General features: G+C 72.0%; 13 protein-coding genes. 4 read left to right on the top strand and 9 right to left on the bottom strand.

Annotation, left to right across the window (positions count from 1 at the left end):
* Nucleotide 1: 1 nt before the first annotated feature.
* Genes ACFYW1_RS17085 through ACFYW1_RS17065 form a run of 5 tightly spaced genes read right to left on the bottom strand, consistent with a single transcriptional unit; the run spans nt 2 to nt 5,072 of the window.
* Nucleotides 2-259 (bottom strand): phosphopantetheine-binding protein, encoded by a 258-nt coding sequence (locus ACFYW1_RS17085; RefSeq protein WP_148838540.1) that lies wholly within the window; start codon nt 257-259, stop codon nt 2-4.
* Nucleotides 256-1,770 carry an AMP-binding protein gene (locus ACFYW1_RS17080; protein WP_388992829.1) on the bottom strand — a complete coding sequence of 505 codons (1,515 nt, stop codon included), beginning with the start codon at nt 1,768-1,770 and terminating at the stop codon, nt 256-258. Before ACFYW1_RS17080 ends, ACFYW1_RS17085 begins: the two co-directional genes overlap by 4 nt.
* On the bottom strand, nt 1,763-2,608 hold the full coding sequence (locus ACFYW1_RS17075) for a MaoC/PaaZ C-terminal domain-containing protein (RefSeq protein WP_388992826.1): 846 nt from the start codon (nt 2,606-2,608) through the stop codon (nt 1,763-1,765). The genes ACFYW1_RS17080 and ACFYW1_RS17075 overlap by 8 nt, the downstream gene beginning before the upstream one ends.
* On the bottom strand, nt 2,605-3,840 hold the full coding sequence (locus ACFYW1_RS17070) for a beta-ketoacyl-[acyl-carrier-protein] synthase family protein (RefSeq protein WP_388992823.1): 1,236 nt from the start codon (nt 3,838-3,840) through the stop codon (nt 2,605-2,607). The genes ACFYW1_RS17075 and ACFYW1_RS17070 overlap by 4 nt, the downstream gene beginning before the upstream one ends.
* Nucleotides 3,841-3,851: 11 nt before the next feature.
* On the bottom strand, nt 3,852-5,072 hold the full coding sequence (locus ACFYW1_RS17065; RefSeq protein ID WP_388992820.1) for an aminotransferase class I/II-fold pyridoxal phosphate-dependent enzyme: 1,221 nt from the start codon (nt 5,070-5,072) through the stop codon (nt 3,852-3,854).
* 360 nt (nt 5,073-5,432) lie between these two features.
* On the opposite strand from ACFYW1_RS17065, the gene ACFYW1_RS17060 reads away from it, so the two are divergent.
* Together ACFYW1_RS17060 and ACFYW1_RS17055 are read left to right on the top strand one after the other, a co-directional pair.
* Nucleotides 5,433-6,284, top strand: a complete 852-nt coding sequence (locus ACFYW1_RS17060; protein ID WP_388992817.1) for a BTAD domain-containing putative transcriptional regulator — start codon at nt 5,433-5,435, stop codon at nt 6,282-6,284.
* Nucleotides 6,285-6,580: 296 nt separating this feature from the next.
* The gene (locus tag ACFYW1_RS17055; RefSeq protein ID WP_388992814.1) at nt 6,581-10,375 is read left to right on the top strand and encodes a DNRLRE domain-containing protein; all 3,795 of its coding nucleotides are present in this window, start codon (nt 6,581-6,583) and stop codon (nt 10,373-10,375) included.
* A 75-nt stretch (nt 10,376-10,450) separates the two neighbouring features.
* Here ACFYW1_RS17055 and ACFYW1_RS17050 read toward each other — a convergent pair whose 3' ends face one another.
* Together ACFYW1_RS17050 and ACFYW1_RS17045 are read right to left on the bottom strand one after the other, a co-directional pair.
* On the bottom strand, nt 10,451-11,059 hold the full coding sequence (locus tag ACFYW1_RS17050) for an SMI1/KNR4 family protein (protein WP_388992811.1): 609 nt from the start codon (nt 11,057-11,059) through the stop codon (nt 10,451-10,453).
* A complete protein-coding gene (locus ACFYW1_RS17045; protein WP_388992808.1) occupies nt 11,056-11,262 on the bottom strand; it encodes a hypothetical protein in 207 nt (68 codons plus the stop codon). The genes ACFYW1_RS17050 and ACFYW1_RS17045 overlap by 4 nt, the downstream gene beginning before the upstream one ends.
* A 272-nt stretch (nt 11,263-11,534) precedes the next feature.
* On the opposite strand from ACFYW1_RS17045, the gene ACFYW1_RS17040 reads away from it, so the two are divergent.
* A complete protein-coding gene (locus tag ACFYW1_RS17040) occupies nt 11,535-13,115 on the top strand; it encodes an alpha/beta fold hydrolase (protein ID WP_388992805.1) in 1,581 nt (526 codons plus the stop codon).
* 108 nt (nt 13,116-13,223) lie between these two features.
* On the opposite strand, the gene ACFYW1_RS17035 is transcribed toward ACFYW1_RS17040, so the two are convergent.
* Together ACFYW1_RS17035 and ACFYW1_RS17030 are read right to left on the bottom strand one after the other, a co-directional pair.
* Complete coding sequence (locus ACFYW1_RS17035) at nt 13,224-13,853, bottom strand: hypothetical protein (protein WP_388992801.1); 630 nt, start codon at nt 13,851-13,853, stop codon at nt 13,224-13,226.
* A gap of 95 nt (nt 13,854-13,948) precedes the next feature.
* A complete protein-coding gene (locus ACFYW1_RS17030; protein WP_388992798.1) occupies nt 13,949-15,172 on the bottom strand; it encodes a hypothetical protein in 1,224 nt (407 codons plus the stop codon).
* Between the two features lie 233 nt (nt 15,173-15,405).
* On the opposite strand from ACFYW1_RS17030, the gene ACFYW1_RS17025 reads away from it, so the two are divergent.
* Nucleotides 15,406-16,038, top strand: coding sequence for a LysE family transporter (locus ACFYW1_RS17025; protein ID WP_388992794.1), 633 nt, complete (start codon nt 15,406-15,408; stop codon nt 16,036-16,038).
* Nucleotides 16,039-16,162: the final 124 nt, after the last annotated feature.

The following is a 16,162-nucleotide window of genomic DNA, read 5'->3' as shown; positions in this document are numbered from 1 at the left end:
GCTAGCCGGTCACCCCCTGGCGGGAGTCCGCGATGAACGCGTCGATCGCCGCCACGCTGCGGAAGTTGTTGGGATCGAGGTCGGCGTCGCCGACGGCGAGTTCGAAGTGGTCCTCGACCCAGGCGATCAGTTTCAGTACGCCGAGGCTGTCGATGACGCCGTCCGAGAGGAGGTCGTGGTCGTCGGCGAGCTCGTGGGTGCCGAGGTCGGGCAGGAACTCGTCGATGACGAACCTCTTGATGGTGGTGGTGTGACTCATGACGTCCTTCCTTCGTTCGTGACTGCTGGGCGCCGCTCGGCGGGGCGGTCGAGCGCGTTGCGGTCGACCTTTCCCGTGGAGGTCTTGGGGAGCGGTTCGTCGGTGATCCGCAGGACGGTGGGGACGGCCGCCCCGGGCAGGCCGCGGGCGCAGTGCTCCTTGAGCTGGAGGCTGTTGAGCCCGGTGCCGGGGGCGCGGCGGACCCCGGCGACGAGGGTGCGGCCGGTGAGCGGGTCGGGCCGGGCCACGACGCCCGCTTCGAGGACGGCGGGGTGGCGCAGCAGCACCTGTTCGATCTCGGCCGTGTTGACGGCGACGCCGCGCACCTTGACCTGGAAGTCGGCGCGGCCGGTGAGGTGGAGCCGGCCGTCGGCGTCGCGGCGCACCAGGTCGCCGGTACGGAACCAGGGCCGGTCGTCGAGGCCGAGCGGGTGGCCGGTGAACTTGCCGCGGTGGCGGGTGGGGTCGAGGTAGCCGGGCGCCTGGAAGGGGGTGGAGACGTACAGCTCGCCGGAGCCGGCGCCCTCGACGGGGGCGCCGCGGTCGTCGAGCACGAGGGCCCGGACGCCGGGCAGCGGGAGGCCGACGGGGACGGGCGGGAACACGGTGGTGCCGGTGTCGACCTCGTGGATGAAGCTGTCGTTGGTCTCGGTGCACCCGTAGACGTTGTACAGCCGCGCGTTCGGGAAGAGCCGGGGCAGTTCGGCGAGGGTGCGGTCGGGCACGGCGTCGCCGGTGAACAGGACGTGCCGTACGGAGGGCAGGGCGGCCCCGGTCCGGCGGGCGGCGTCGGCGAGCAGCCCGTACAGCATCGGTACGGCCTGGACGATGTCCGCCTCGTGCCGGGCCACCAGGTCCAGGACGCGGCGTCCGTCGGCGGCGATGGCCGGGTCGACGAGGACGACCCGGCCGCCGTGCGCGAGTGTCGTCCAGACGTCGAGCAGGCACAGGTCGAAGTTGAGCGGGGCGTGGTTGAGGACGGTGGTGCCGGGGCCGATGCCGAAGGCCGGGCCGGCCCAGGCGGTGAACCGGTCCACGGCGCCGCGGCCCAGCGGGACGATCTTGGGCAGTCCGGTGGAGCCGGAGGTGGTGAGCATGAAGGTGGTGCCGGCGGGCAGCGGGAGCGGTTCGGCGGTGCCCGTCGGCAGGATGCGTTCCGGTTCGCCGCGGGGGGCGAGGACGTGCCGGCAGCCGGCCTGGGCGAACAGTTCGGCGAGCTGGGCGTCGGCGAGCGCCGGGGACGGCAGCAGGAAGGGCCGTCCGGTGAGCAGACAGGCCAGGACGAGGGCGATGGCGCCGGGTGACTTGGGGGCGAGCACGCCGACGGGTTCGCCGGGGGCGAGGGAGAGGTGGGCGAGGCGTTCGCGTTCGCGGCCGGCCGTCTCGTACAGCGTGCGGTACGTCGTCTCCTCGCCGTGCTGGAGGAGCGCGGGTGCGTCGGGGCGCTCGCGGACGTGGCTGAGGAAGCCGGTGAGGAGTTCGGTGGCCGGGGGCCTCGGCGTGTCAGTCATGGGGGCCGTCTCCTTCCGGCGCGGGGGCGATCTCGGCCCGGCCCGCCTTGACCGCGATTCCTCCGGCGGTGCGGCAGGTGAACCGCACGACGGTGCGGTCGGCGTCGGGCTGGAGGGTGATGTCGAGCGGTTCGTCCGGGGGGACGGGGGCGGAGAACCGGCCGCTGACGGCGCGGACGCGGGCGATGTCGCCGTCCGCGTACCGGTCGGCGACCTCCTCGCAGACCAGGGCGACGACGCTCATGCCGTGGGCGATGACGTTCTCGAAGCCGGCAGCGCGGGCGGCATCGGCGTCGAGGTGGATGGGGTTGAGGTCGCCGGAGGCGTGGGCGTAGGCGCGGATGCCGCCCGGGGTCAACTCGTGGGTGACGGTGGCCGGTTCGCCGGGCGGTCCGGCGGGCGGCGGGGCGCTCCCCTGGGGGATCTCGCCGAACGGTTCGATGCCGTGCGCGCCCACGAGGAGGGCTCCGGTGACCAGTTCGGCGAATTCGGTGCCGTCGTGGCCGGTGAGCCGGGTGCGTACGGCGACCCGGGTGCCGCGCGGTTCGCGCCGGGCACCGAGCACGTCGAGCGTGATGCCGACGCTCTCGCCGGGCCGTACCGGCCGTCGCAGCCGGATGTCCTGTCCGAGGTGGACGACCGATGCCTCCTGGTCCACGATCAGTGACCGCACGGTGCGGTCGGCCTCCGCGTGGGCGAGCACGAAGGCGTGCACGGGGGATGCCTGCTCGTTCGCGGCCGGGGGCATCCCGGCGCGGGCGGCGGCCCGGTAGGCGGCGATCTCCTCGGTGGTGACGGTGTGTTCGGTGGTGCGCGGGGTCTCGGCCGTCGTCGTCATGCCGGCACCACCACCAGCGAGGCGTTGTGTCCGCCGAAGCCGAAGGAGTTCGACAGGGCGGGACCCGAGGCGATGGGGCGGGGTTCTCCGTGGACCACGTCGATGTCCATTCCTGGTTCGAGGCGTTCGTGGTTGGCGGTGGGCGGCACCTCGCGGGCCCGCATCGCCAGCACGGCCGCGATCGTTTCGACGGCGCCCGCGGCGCCGATCAGATGTCCGATGACGCCCTTGGGGGCGGTGACCGGTGGGCCGGTGGTGCCGAACACCTTCGTCAGGGCGGTGGCCTCGGCCCGGTCGTTGTGCGGGGTCGACGTGCCGTGGGCGTTGACATGGGCGATGTCGGACGGGGCGAGGCCCGCTTCGGCGAGGGCGGCGGCCATCGCACCCGCCGCGCCCGCGCCGTCCGGCAGCGGCATCGACAGGTGGTGGGCGTCGGAGGTGGCGCCGTACCCGGCGACCTCGGCGTAGGCGTGCGCGCCGCGCGCCCGGGCGTCGTCGGCCCGTTCCAGGACGACGAAGCCGGCCCCCTCCCCCATGACGAACCCGTCGCGGTCGGCGTCGAACGGCCGCGAGGCCCGGTCCGGCTCGTCGTTGCGCAGCGAGACGGCGTTCAGATTGCCGAAGCCGGCCAGGGTGACCGGGGTCAGGGTGGATTCGCAGCCGCCCGCGACGACCACGTCGGCCCGGTGGGTCCGCAGCAGCAGCGCCGCCTGGCCGATGGCGTCGGCGCCGCTGGCGCAGGTGGTGGCGATGGTGGTGGCGGGTCCCGTCCAGCCCAGTCGCATGGCGATCTGCGCGGCGGCCGCGTTGGGCATGGTCATCAGCGGCATCAGCGGGTTGACCCGGTGCGGGCCGTCCGCGGTGAACAGCGCGGACTCCCGGTCGCTGGTGGCCCGTCCGCCGACCGCGTTGCCGACGACGACCGCGGTGCGGCCCGGGTCCGGGGCCGGGGAGCCGGCGTCCCGGTGGGCCGCCAGTGCGGCGGTCGTCCCGTACAGCGCGAACGGGTCCATCCGGCGGGCGTCCTTCGCGGGCACCAGGTTCATGGTGTCGAGGCCGCGGACCCGGCAGCCGATGCGCACCCGGTGGCGGGTCAGGTCGAGGTGGGTGAGTTCGGCCGCGGTGGACCGGCCGGCGCGCAGTCCGGCCCACAGCTCGTCGGGGGTGCAGCCCGCGGGGGTGACCACGCCGATGCCGGTGATCACGACCGCTGGTGCGGTGGAGGTCGCCATGGGGGCACGTCCTATCGGGCGGGGAGGATGCCGCACTCTCGGGCGGACTTGAGGAAGACCTCGGCGGCGAAGTCGATGTCGGCCTCCGTGTGGCGGGCCGTGACGGCGATCCGGAGCCGGGCGAGGTCGTTGGGGACGGCCGGGGTGACCACGGGCAGTCCGATGACGCCGTTGCGGCGGCAGGCGGTGGCGAGGTCGTACGCCGCCTCGTCCGAGCCGGCGATCAGCGGCAGGACCGCGGTCTCGCTGTCCTGGGTGCGCAGTCCCTCGGCGTTGATGAGGGCGCGCAGCCGTTCGGACTGGTGCTGGATGTGCGCGACCCGTTCGGGTTCGCGTTGCAGGATGCGCAGCGATTCCAGGGCGGCGGCGGCCTGGGCGGGACCGAGGGCGGCGGAGAACAGGAACGGCCGTGCCGCGTACCGCAGATGGCCGATCAGCCGCTCGGGTCCCGCGACCCAGCCGCCCATGGAGGGGATGGCCTTGGAGAGCGTGCCGAGTTTGATGTCGACCTCGACGGCGTGGTCGAAGTGTTCCTCGATGCCGCGGCCGGTGGCGCCGATGACGCCGAGCGCGTGTGCCTCGTCGACCATCAGGAGGGCGTTGTGTTCGTCGCACACCTTGCGCAGTTCGGGCAGGGGGGCGATGTCGCCGTCCATGGAGTAGACGCTGTCGACGACGACGAGGCGTACGCCGTCGGGTCCGGCGGCCCGCAGCCTGCGGTCGAGGTGGTCGACGTCGTTGTGGCGGAAGCGGGTGACGGTGGCGCCGGAGAGGCGGCAGCCGTCGACGATCGAGGCGTGGTCGTACTTGTCGATGAAGACGGTGTCGCCCGCGCCGACGAGGCCACCCACGGTGCCGACGTTGGCCGCGTAGCCGGAGCCGAAGACCATGGCCGTCTCGCGTCCGGCGAACCGGGCGACCTCGGCCTCCAGTTCCTCGTGCAGCGGAATGGATCCGGCCAGCGCGCGCACGCCGTGGTTGCCGGTCCCGTAGAGATCGACGGCGGCCTTGGCGGCGGCGACGACGCGTTCGTCACCGGCGAGTCCGAGATAGCTGTATCCGGACATCATCAGCAGTCGGCGTCCGTCGAGATCGGCGTAGGCGCTGTCGCGTTCGACGGTGTAGGCGACGAAACTGTTGCGGCGTTCGGGCTCCGATTCGAGCGCCCGCACCCGCCGCCGGGTGGCCGCCAGTTTCGGTTCGAGGCGTTCCCATGCTCCGGGTGCGTTCACGTGCGTCTCCTCTTCCACGACTTCGTTCGGCTTCTGCCCTTGTCCCAACGCGACGTCATTTCTATGGGGTGGCCGCAAGACGCGCGCAATACGGGCACGGGTGGCTCGAATTTCATTCGTGAAAAGGTCGAGCGGAAATCCGCCAAATACCGGAAGGGACGGTTCCGACTATTCGCCCGGGTATGTTTACGGCCACGGTTGAACAGGCCGACTGACCGCCGGTACGGTCGAACTCACGGGAAAGAGAATGTAAAAGGGGTGACGATCCTGTGGTCGTCCCCGAAATGGTCCACGATCCATTCCGTGCCGCACCCACGCGCTTTCGGCCAGGGGAGCCGCCGATGTCTTGGGGAGCCAGATTTGCTGATCAGACTCGTAGGACTCGTCACCATCGAACACGACGGAACCCCGCCCCAGCACCTGTCGAGCGCCCAGGCCCAGGTGGCCTTCGCCCGGCTGGTCCTGGAACGTTTCTCGGGGACCGGCCGCGACCAGCTCGCCGACACCGTATGGCCGGACGGACTGCCCGACACCTGGGCATCGGCCCTGCGCAGCGTCGTCAGCCGGGTGCGCGCCTATGTCAGCGATCCGTCCCAGAAGCCGGGTGAGACCCCTCTGGTCGCCCACAGCGGGCGCTACCTGCTGCGGCTGCCCGGCGACGCGGCGGTCGACCTGGAGGCGGCCGACGCGGCGGTCACCGAGGCGCAGGAGGCGTTCGCGGAGCGCGCCTATCCCGTGGCACAACAGCTCGCCGCCGGGGCGGTGTCCAATCTGCGCGGCTCGTTCCTGCCGGCGCACGACGGCGAGTGGGTCAGCAGCATCCGGGAACGGGTGGAGGAACTACGCCTGAACGCACTGGAGTTGGCGAGTCTCTCCGCCTCGGCCCTGGGCGACGAGCACCACGGGGTGCGGTACGCGGACGAGGCGGTGCGCCGTGCGCCGTTCCGGGAGAGCGCCTACCGCTGCCAAATGGCGGCGTACGCCTCGGCCGGCAACCGGGCGGACGCCCTGCGCGCGTACCAGCAGTTGCGCGAGGTGCTGGCCGAGGAGCTCGGCATCGACCCGGCGGCCGAGACCCAGGCGGCGTACCTGAACCTGTTACGGGCCGTCGGCCCCACCCTCCAGGCCCGCCCGCCCCGCTCGATCCGCCGCTCCGGCACCCTGGACCCGGTCCTGATGGGCGCCTTCGAGGCCCTGCCCCCGCCGAGGTAGCCGCTGCCCCCGGCGGGAACGGCCCCGCCGGGGGCGCACTGCGGACCCTGCCGGGGAGGGCGCGACAGGCCCCCGGCCCCCACTCCCTTTCTCCCGGGGGCAAACCCACTGCCCACCGGTTGCCACAGGACCTGCACGGCCGTCAGAAAACCTCCATGGAATTCGCACTTCCGTCGGGCAACCATGTCGGTGGTCACGCGGAATGTTTCATTCCGCCCACAGGATTTGTCTGGACCGCCGTTAGCGTCCCTCTGTGATCTTGCCGAGCGGCAGGGTCCGGAAAGGACGACTCACCCATGTCCAGACATACGGCCGGACGTCCCGGCCCACGGCGCCGAAGAGCGCGCCTCGCCCTGGCCTCCGCCCTGGTGCTGGCGGCCGAGGCCGCCTTCATATCCGGCCAGACGGCCGTGGCCGCGCCGGACGAACCGAGCGCACCGACCGCCGCCGTCTCCGCCAAGTCCCCCTCCCAGAAGGAGATATGGGAGTCGGATCTGGCGTGGGCGGCCGAGCATGCGAAGGGCTCGACGGCCTGGGCCGTCGCCCGGGCGAAGAAGACCGGGAAGAAGGTCGTCGCCACCGACGAGACGACCCCCACCACCTACACCGTCGCCAACCCGGACGGCACCCTCACCACCGAGCTGACCGCCGGCCCCGAACGGGTCTGGAAGAACGGCGCGTGGCGGAAGGCCGACGCCACTCTCACCGAGGCCGCCGACGGCAGCGTCGTCCCCAAGGCCCACCCGGGCGGTCTGCGACTGGGCGGCGGGAGCGGCACTCCTCCGAAGTCGCTGCGCGCCGCCCAGGACGCCCCCGCCCGTGACCTGGTCACCCTGGGCAGCGGCGACAGCGAGGTGACCCTCCGCTGGAAGGGCGGTCTGCCGAAGCCCGAACTGGACGGCACCCGCGCCCGGTACAGGAACGCCGTGCCCGGCGCCGACGTCGTCGTCGAGGCCACCCGCACCGGCTTCGAGCAGTTCGTCGAGATCGGCGAACGGCCCACCGGCGCCTACTCCTACACCCTGCCGGTCAGGGCGAAGGGCCTGAAGGCGAAGGCGAACAAGGACGGTTCGGTCACCTTCACCGATGCCGGAACCGGTGCCCGGCGCGCCACCATGCCCGCCCCGGTCATGTGGGACGCCTCCGTCGACGAGCGCTCCGGCGAACACACCAACAGGGTGCGCGTCGACATGGAGGTCGTCGACAGGGGTGCCGGCGAGGTCGACCTGGTCGTCACCCCCTCGGCGGAGTTCCTCGCCGACCCGAGGACGAAGTACCCGGTCACCGTCGACCCCTCCACCTCCGCGCTGTCGAACACCTTCGACACCTACGTGCAGCAGGGCGAGACCGTCGACTGGTCCAACGACACCGAACTCGACTTCGGCAACCCGGGAACGAAGAACCCCGACGGCACCCCGCGCACCGCACGCTCGTTCATCACCTGGAACACCACGCCGATCCAGGACGCGCTGATCGTCGACACCAACCTGGCACTGTGGAACTTCCACTCCGGCAACACCGACTGCGTCGCGCAGAAGTGGACCGTCTGGGACACCGGTGCCCCCTCCACGTCCTCGCGCTGGGCCTCGCAGCCCGACTGGAAGCAGGAGTACCACTCCTCCACCCAGACCAAGGGCAACCCGGACTGCGCCGCCACCCAGCCCGACGGATGGATCAACGCCGACGTCGACACCCTCGTCCAGTCCTGGGCCTCGGCCAAGGCCACCCGCGGCCACATGGGTCTGCGCGCGGCGACCGACGACATCAAGGCCTGGAAGCGGGTCAACTCCGCGAACAACACGGCCAACCAGCCCAAGCTGTCGGTCACCTACAACTACCGTCCCTCGGACGGCACGAACCGGCAGGCCGGCGCGCCGTTCAAGTCGTACGCGGGAGTGTGGGCGGTCAACACCACCACCCCGACCCTGCGGGACACGTTCACCGACCCCGACGGGGACAAGGTCAACGGCACCTTCCAGGTCTACGACGCCGCCACCAACACCCCGATCACCACACCCGCGGGCGAGGGCCTGATCGTGTCCGACTTCGTCGACTCGGGCAAGCCGGCCTCCGTCACTGTTCCGGCCGGACAGTTGAAGGACGGCAAGACGTACAAGTTCCGTACGAACGCCTACGACGGAACCCACTACAACCTCAGCTGGTCCCCCTGGACCCAGTTCGTCGTCGACACCACCGCGCCGGCCGTGCCGTCGTCGGTGACGTCGTCGACCTACGCGGAGGACTGGGTCGGCGGCGGTGCGGGAATCGCCGGTACGTTCGATGTGACGGCCTCCAATGACGCGAACACCGTCCGGGTCCGTCTCGACGGGACCGACACCGACGACGACGACGTACCGGACTCCGGCGCGTACACCACGGTCAACACGACCCCGGCCGGGACGGGAACGACCGCGGCCGTCGCCGTGACGCCCGCGGAGGACGGCGCCCACGAGCTGGAGGTGCAGGCGGTCGACCGCGCGGCCAACGTCGGGCCGGTGCTGCCGTACGGGTTCATCGCCGGTGGTGCGGATGTGACCCGCCCGCACAAGGTCGAGATCAACCTCCCGACCCCGATCGCGAACGCCCCCGAGCCGACGTACAGCAACGACCCCATGCCCGCGTTCGGATGGGGCGGCTGGGAGAACTCCCCCCTCGCCGCCGCAGCCCGCGACACCGGACTCACCGAGCCGCGGACGTATTCCAAGGACGGCACCACGCTGAAGGTGACGCCGCTGAGACAGCGCACGAAGGCCGCGGCCGATTCGCTGAAGAGGATCGACGCCGAGGACGGCGTTCTGCGCAAGGGCCGGAGCAGCCTTGCCGCGACCGCTGCGGCGGGCTACACCGGGCCCGTCATCACCGGCTCGTGGTGCGACCCGACCCTGACGGCACAGAAGTCGTTCGTCACCCGCGACGAGGCATGCCTGCTGTACAAGTGGGAGGTCGAGGTCCTCGACAACGCGACCAGCCCCCCGAAGATCTACCACCAGGAGTACGAGCTGATGTGGCAGATCAAGCTCGACCGCGAGGGGGACGAGATCAAGCAGTGGGTGCAGATGACGCCGATCTTCGGATCGTCCGCCCCCTACCTTCCGTTCCCGGCGCAGCCCGGCGCGATCAACATCGCCATGAGCACCAAGTGCCCCGGCACCGCGTGCACGGAGGCCGACGGCGACACCGGCTTCGACTGGGAGTCCGGCCGCAACCCGTCATGGGCCGGGTCCCTCGACAGCGACCTCGCGCAGGGCAACGCCACGGTGAAGTGGAACGGCAGCGTGCCCGACGCCGCGTCCACCAAGGACGCGGACCTGTCCAAGGAGCTGCCGCTGAGCGTGTACGGCTACTTCAGCTCGCAGCTGCCCGGCATCTCGGTGCCGACGCAACCGCACCTGTCGACTCCGGCGTTCACCGCCCGCTGCGACAAGGCGAAGCTGTCCGCGACGAAGGCTCCGGGCTGCGTGTTCCCGTACTACGTCCCCGGATACGCCATCAACAGCGCCAAGGCCCCGGCCGCGGCCGCGCACGCCTGGCTGATGCAGCAGAAGATGCCCGGCCACTACGGCCGTGACCCGCTCTCCCCGCTGCGCTATCTGCCCAACCAGGCCCGCAACGCACCGAACATCATTCCGGACAAGTCCAACCGCAAGGTGATCTGCCCGCGCACCGGCAAGGGCAAGTTCGTCAAGCACCCGCAGACCGGAGAGTTCCCCGAGCTGATCAGCACCGGCGGCAACGACACGAAGTCCTGCGACGAGTACGCGTTCAACGCCACCTACCAGTCCGGCGGCATGCCGGCGAACCTGGGCGGCACCAACCCCGTCGGGGAGCTGCGCGGCGCCGAGTGCGTGCAGACCTACGCCACCAGGACCCAACTCCTCAACGACCTCCGCTACGCGGACCCGACGTGGTCGGAGGTGTGCGGCCGGTCCTCGATGTCCGGTTGGGTCAACTCCGGTGCGATGAACCGGTTCGGCTCGACGTTCGTGCCGGAATTCCGGATGCTCGACAAGGACTACTACTGGGTCGACATCAAGGGCCTGGACGACTGTGACGCCTCCGGCGCCACCGTCAAGTGCACCCTCAAGCCCTAGAAACCCGACGGCATGAGGAGGGGCGGCCCGGAATCACTCCGTGCCGCCCCTTCCCCGTCGTCCGTGTCCCGGGGATCAGTCCCAGATCACCGCCCGCTCCCGGAGCGGCGCGGCATTCGGGTCGTCCTCGTCGACCTCTTCCTCGTCCAGGTCGATCAGCACGCCGCGGCCCTCCTCCAGCGCCACTGCGGTGGCCTCCAGGAGAGCGCCGAAATCCGCGGGGCCGGTGAAGGACGTGCCGCTCGTACGGGAGAAGTCCCCCACCCGGCCGTACGTCGCTCCTTCCCGGCAGTCGAGGACCGTGCCGTCGGTCGTGACGTCGTACGAGGCGACCTGGAGATAACCCGCGTGCCACCACTCCCCGTCCCCGCCATCGCCCTCCACGGAGCGCAGCAGGAGCGTCCGGGCCACGATCTCCGACAGCGGCAGCAGACGGTGTTCGGAAGGGAGACAGAACGCGGCCGGGTCCACTTCCTCGTCCGCCGACTGTCCGCACGCTCCGTCATGTCGTCGCAACGACGTCACCAGACCGGGCGGAAGGCGTACTCCGAGCGCCTGCTCCGCCTCATGGATCTCGTGCTCGTCGACCGGGCCGTTCAGCGTCCCCAGCGTCCGCGGCGCATGCTCCCGGAGCCACGTCTCGATACGGTTCCACGTCGCGGCGATCGCGTCCTGCTCGCTCACCGCTGTACCTCCGCGATGGTGGCGCGGGAGCGGCGTACGAGCCTGGCAGTCGGATCGCCTCCCGCCGGAGCCGCGCAGGGGCGCGGTGACGCGGCCGGACCGGCGGGCCCGGCCGTGGTGGCATCGGGGTACTCGGTGGCGGCGCATCCGGCAGCACCGACCGCCGGGGTGGTGCCCGCGAGCATGCGCGTGGGACTGGACACGAGCAGTTCCTTCCGGACGAGGGGGTGTACGGAGCGAACGTACAGGGCTCACCCGACTCCCGGCGGTCCGGGCCGGTGCCCTCGTCGTCTCGCGGGCCGGTGGCGGAGGTAGTGCGCAGGGTGCAGGTCGGCGGCCCGGCCTACTGTGCCTGACGTACCGGCGGTTCGTGTCGTACGGCGATGTGCGCGGGCGGGGTGCGCTGGAAGGCTCGGCCTGCCCGGCCCGGACGCTCCCCGGACCGGCCGTGTCCGTCACCGTCAGGAGAAGCACCATGATCACCCCCGGCACCGCCGCACGGCGCGCCTCGGCCGCAGGACTCGTCCTCGCCGCCGCCCTCACCACCGGCCTGGCCATCCCGCCCGCCGCCACCGCCGCCACGACGCCCGCGGCCGCCGACGCGGCCCCTGCGGCCGGGCTCGGCCGCTACTACCAGCAGCGCCCCCACTGGCACCGCTGCGCCCGGGGTGCGGACGACGGGACGGGCCTCGCCCTCGACACCGCGGGCGCGCGCTGCGCGGACGTGACCGTGCCGCTCGACTACGGCAGGCCCCGCGGCCGGACCATCACCGTCGCCATATCCCGCCTGAAGGCCACCGACACCCGCCACCGGATCGGCTCCCTCCTGATCAACCCCGGAGGCCCGGGCGGTCCGGGCCTCGGCACGGGGCTCGCCGTGCGCCCCGTGATGAGGGAGACCGGTGCCCGCTACGACCTGATCGGCATGGACCCGCGCTTCACCGGCCGCAGCACCCCCCTGGACTGCGGCCTGCCCTCCGGCCCCGGCCTGCTCTCGGCCGGCCCCGACCGGGCCGGCTTCGACCGCCGAACGGCCCACGCCAGAAGCATCGCGGAGCGGTGCCGGGCCACCAACGGCCCGCTCCTGCCGTACGTCACGACACGCAACACCGCCCGCGACATCGACGTCGTCCGCAGCGTCCTCGGCGAGCGGAAGATCTCCTACCTGGGCTACTCCTACGGCACGTACCTCGGCACCGCCTACACCCAGATGTTCCCCACCCGCCACGACCGGGTGGTCCTCGACAGCGCCCTGGACCCCGACCGCTACAACCCCCGCCTCCTGAAGGGCGCCGACGCCGAGAACGAGAAGGCGTACGACGACTGGGCCGCCTGGACGGCCGCCCGCCACGGCGCCTACGGCCTCGGCCGCACCCCCGAACAGGTACGCGCCACCCTCGACGACGTGATCACCGCCTCCGCCCGCGAACCGCTCACCGTCGGCACCGCCCCCGACGCCTTCCGCCTCGACGGCAGCCAGGTCCCCGCCCTGCTGTTCACCGAACTCGCCGACGACACCGACCCGGCGCGGGCCGCCCTGGCCGAACACATGACCCTGCTCGCCCGGGCCGCCGAAGGCCGCCCCACCACCCTGCCGCCCGCCTTCGCCGACCTGCTGCGCAGCGTGTTCACCCCCGCCGGTTCCTCCGTCGCCAGCGCCCAGACCGCGATCCTGTGCGGCGACGTCGCCGCCCCGCGCGACCCCGAGACGTACTGGCGCGACATCGAACAGGGCCGCGCCGCCCACCCGTTGTTCGCCCCGCTGACCGAGAGCATCACCCCGTGCGCCTTCTGGGACCGCCCGCGCGAGGCACCCGTCCGGGTCCGCCACGACACCCGGGCCCTGATCGTCGCCTCCACCGGTGACCCCCGCGTCCCCTACACCGACAGCGTCGCCCTGCACGACCGTCTGCCCGGCTCCCGGCTCCTCACCCTCGCCGGAGCCAACCAGCACGCCAACTACGGCGTCCACGGCAGCGCCTGCGTCGACTCCGCCGTCAACTCCTACCTCGCCACCGGCCGCCTGCCCGCCCGTGACCGCACCTGCGCCAAGTAGCCCGGCAGCGGCCGGCCGCAACAGGACCGTGCCGCCGCACGGCTCGCCGCAACTCCGCAGGCCGACCGCGCTGTTCGTCCCCCATGCCTCGCTTCCGAGCGGCCGCGTTCAGTGAACCGGTACCCAGTGCTCGGCGGCGTCCATCAGCCACGAGTCCTGCGGGTCGTCCCAGATCAGGCAGTGATGGATGACGCCGGGCACACCGGACGAGCCCATCAGGTCCGCGGGCCCCTCCGTCAGGGTGCGGTGAACGGCCTCCAGGTACGCGGCGATCGACGGGTACCTCGGAGCTTCGATCCCCTCGGGGAGCTCCCAGGAGCCGACGCCGTCGGGGCCCACGTAGCGGCCGCTCTCAGGACCGGCCTCGTCCCGCGTGAGCCAGGGAACGACCGGCGCGCCCCACCCCCTGCTGCCGCCGAGGAGCACCGCGGACATGGCCTGCTCCGGGGTGAGGATGATCCCGCCGGGCAGGAAGGCCCCCGAGCCGACCTCTCCCTCCTCATCGCCCTCGATCTCCTGGTGCTCCACCCCGCCGCAGAGCCGCCACAACGCCTTCAGCTCGGTGGGCAGCCCGTACCCCAGGTGTCGCCCCAGCCAGTCGTCCGCCGCGGCGAGGTCCCCCTCCGGCACCGGCGGCAGCAGGGAGGCGTACGACGTGGGAGCGTGTTCCGCCAGCCACCGGGTGAGGGCCTCCCATGCCTCGGCAAGGGCTTCGTCCTCAAGTTCTCGCATCGGCATCCGCCCACCGTAACAACGGCCGAAACCCTGGGGTCCGGCGCTCCCGGCCGAGGGTTTCATGCCTCGCCCGACGGCGTTCCCGCACCCGGTGTCCGTCACCCCCACTTCCCTCTGCCGATCAGGTCCCGGCCGCTGTGCGCCCCCTTCGCCAGGGCCCCCGCGGCTCCCACGACCACCACTCCCACGACCGCTTTGCGTCCCACCTCCGCGGTCGCGTTCCTCAATTGCGCCGGGTCCCGGGCCGCGTCCCACCAGCGTGTCGTCTCCAGGACGGGCCGGGCGGACTCGATCCCGAGCGGTCGGTGGAATTCATCGACGGTGATGCCGACCTGGTTGACCGAGCCCACCACCGCCCGGTGCGCGGACAGATGCAGCAGCACATTCGAGTTGGCCCTGCCGGCCGCTGCGTCCATGCGCGCCATCAGGTGCTCGGTCCTCCCCGCGACGAGTTCCCGCCTCCTGCGCCGGTCGACGTTCAGCGCGCGCCGACGTCCCTCCAGCACCTTCGGAGACTCTTCCATCGCCCTCGCCAGTCGCAACGCGTCGAGCGCGGATTGCAGTTCGAAGCAGCGTGCCACGACGACGAGCAGTTCCTGGACCTCGGACTCCGCCTTCCTGACCGTCCGGACGAGATCACCGCTCCCGGTCGTGCCCTCCACCCTCTCCGCGAGCGCGTCGAACCGGCGCAGCGCCCACCCCAGGGCGTCCGTGATCGTGTGGGTCCTGGCCTGGACGGTCGACCAGGTGTCGTCGTCGACCCGGCCCTCCACCTCCAGGACGGTCATGGCGGACTCGATGTCGAGGCCCGCTCCGGACACCTTCCCCAACTCGGCGTCCTTCTGGGCGCGGATCACGTCGTCGACCTTCTTGTCGATCGCCGCGAGACAGTTCCTGATCTCGCCCATCTCGTGCTGCCGCGCGAGCTGCGCCATGATTCCCGCGGCACCGGTGAGCACCGCCGGGCTGGTCAGGAACGAGCCGGGCCCCTGCACGATCTGGAGCCACGAATCGATCGCCCCCGGTCTTCCCACCATCGCGTGGCTGATGCCCGGCGTCCTGCTCTCCATCAGCCCGAACTTCTCGACGAGTCGAGCGGACTCCTCGGTCAGTTTCACCCAGCGGCCCGAATGGGCGGCGATCCCGGAGGCGGCCTGCGCCGCTCCGGCCCCGGCGCGCAGGAAGGATCCGAGGCGGCGCAGTCCGAGGTTCTTCGACAGCGACAGCAGTCGCTCCGAGGCGAGGAAGTGCTCGACGTCCGTCGGGCTCCCGATGACCGCGAGTCCGTCGCCGTCGCTGATCAGCTGAATCTTGTTGTCCATCGCCCGCCCCTGTTGTGGCTTCCCCCGGTCGAGGGTAGTGGGCGGTGAGCGGCGCGAGAGCCTCCTTCCCGGCCGGGACAGCCGTTTATCGGGTTGCCCTGCCGACCGGACGCTCCCGAGAATCCGCCCATGACCACGACGACTGCTTGCCTGCTGCCGATGCCCTCCGCCGCCGTTGCGGGACCGGGCCGACAGCAGTCCGGCCGTCCGGGAAGGCCGGCTCCGCACCGCACATGAGCGCGGCCCTGGTCGCCGGGCTCCTGGCCGGTTATGGCATCGCCATGCCGGTGGGAGCGGTCGCGACGTATCTCGTGGCCCTCACCGCGCGGACGTCGTTGCGGGTCGGTGCCTGTGCCGCTCTGGGCGTCGCGACCGCCGACGGCCTGTACGCGCTGATCTCGATGGTCGGGGGCTCGGCACTCGCGCCCGTCATCGAGCCGATCGCGCTGCCCCTGCGCCGGGCCTCGGCCGTGGTGCTCCTCGCGCTGGCGTGCCGGAGCGCGGTGACGGCCGTCGCCATGTACCGCAGGCGGCAGGACGTGGACGGGGTGGACCGCGAACCGATGAGTCCGGTGCGGGCGTATCTCGGATTTCTGGGCATCACCCTGATGAACCCGATCACCGTGATCTACTTCGCGGCCCTGGTGCTCGCCGACCGGGGCGCCACCGCACCGGATCACTGGGGCGAGGCCGTGTTCGTCCTGGCGGCCTTCGCGGCCTCCGTCAGTTGGCAACTGCTGCTCGCCGGTGGCGGGGCCCTGCTCGGCCGCGTGCTGACGGGGCCTCGCGGCCGTTTGTCCACCGCGCTGGTGTCCAGCGCGGTGATCGTCGGGCTCGCCGTCCACCTGCTGGTCTCCCGGCCGTGATCGACGAGCCCACACGGCCCGCCCGGGGGGGGGGGGGGGGGGGGGGGGGGGGGGGGGGGGGGGCGCCCCCCCCCGGGCGCCCGCCCCCCGCGGGGGGGGCGGGGCGGGGCGGCGCGCCCCCCCC

It is taken from the genome of Streptomyces sp. NPDC002669, from assembly GCF_042889165.1.
Taxonomy (GTDB): domain Bacteria; phylum Actinomycetota; class Actinomycetes; order Streptomycetales; family Streptomycetaceae; genus Streptomyces.
Note: the sequence above shows the minus strand (reverse complement) of the source record. Positions and strands in the feature narration are given on the sequence as shown.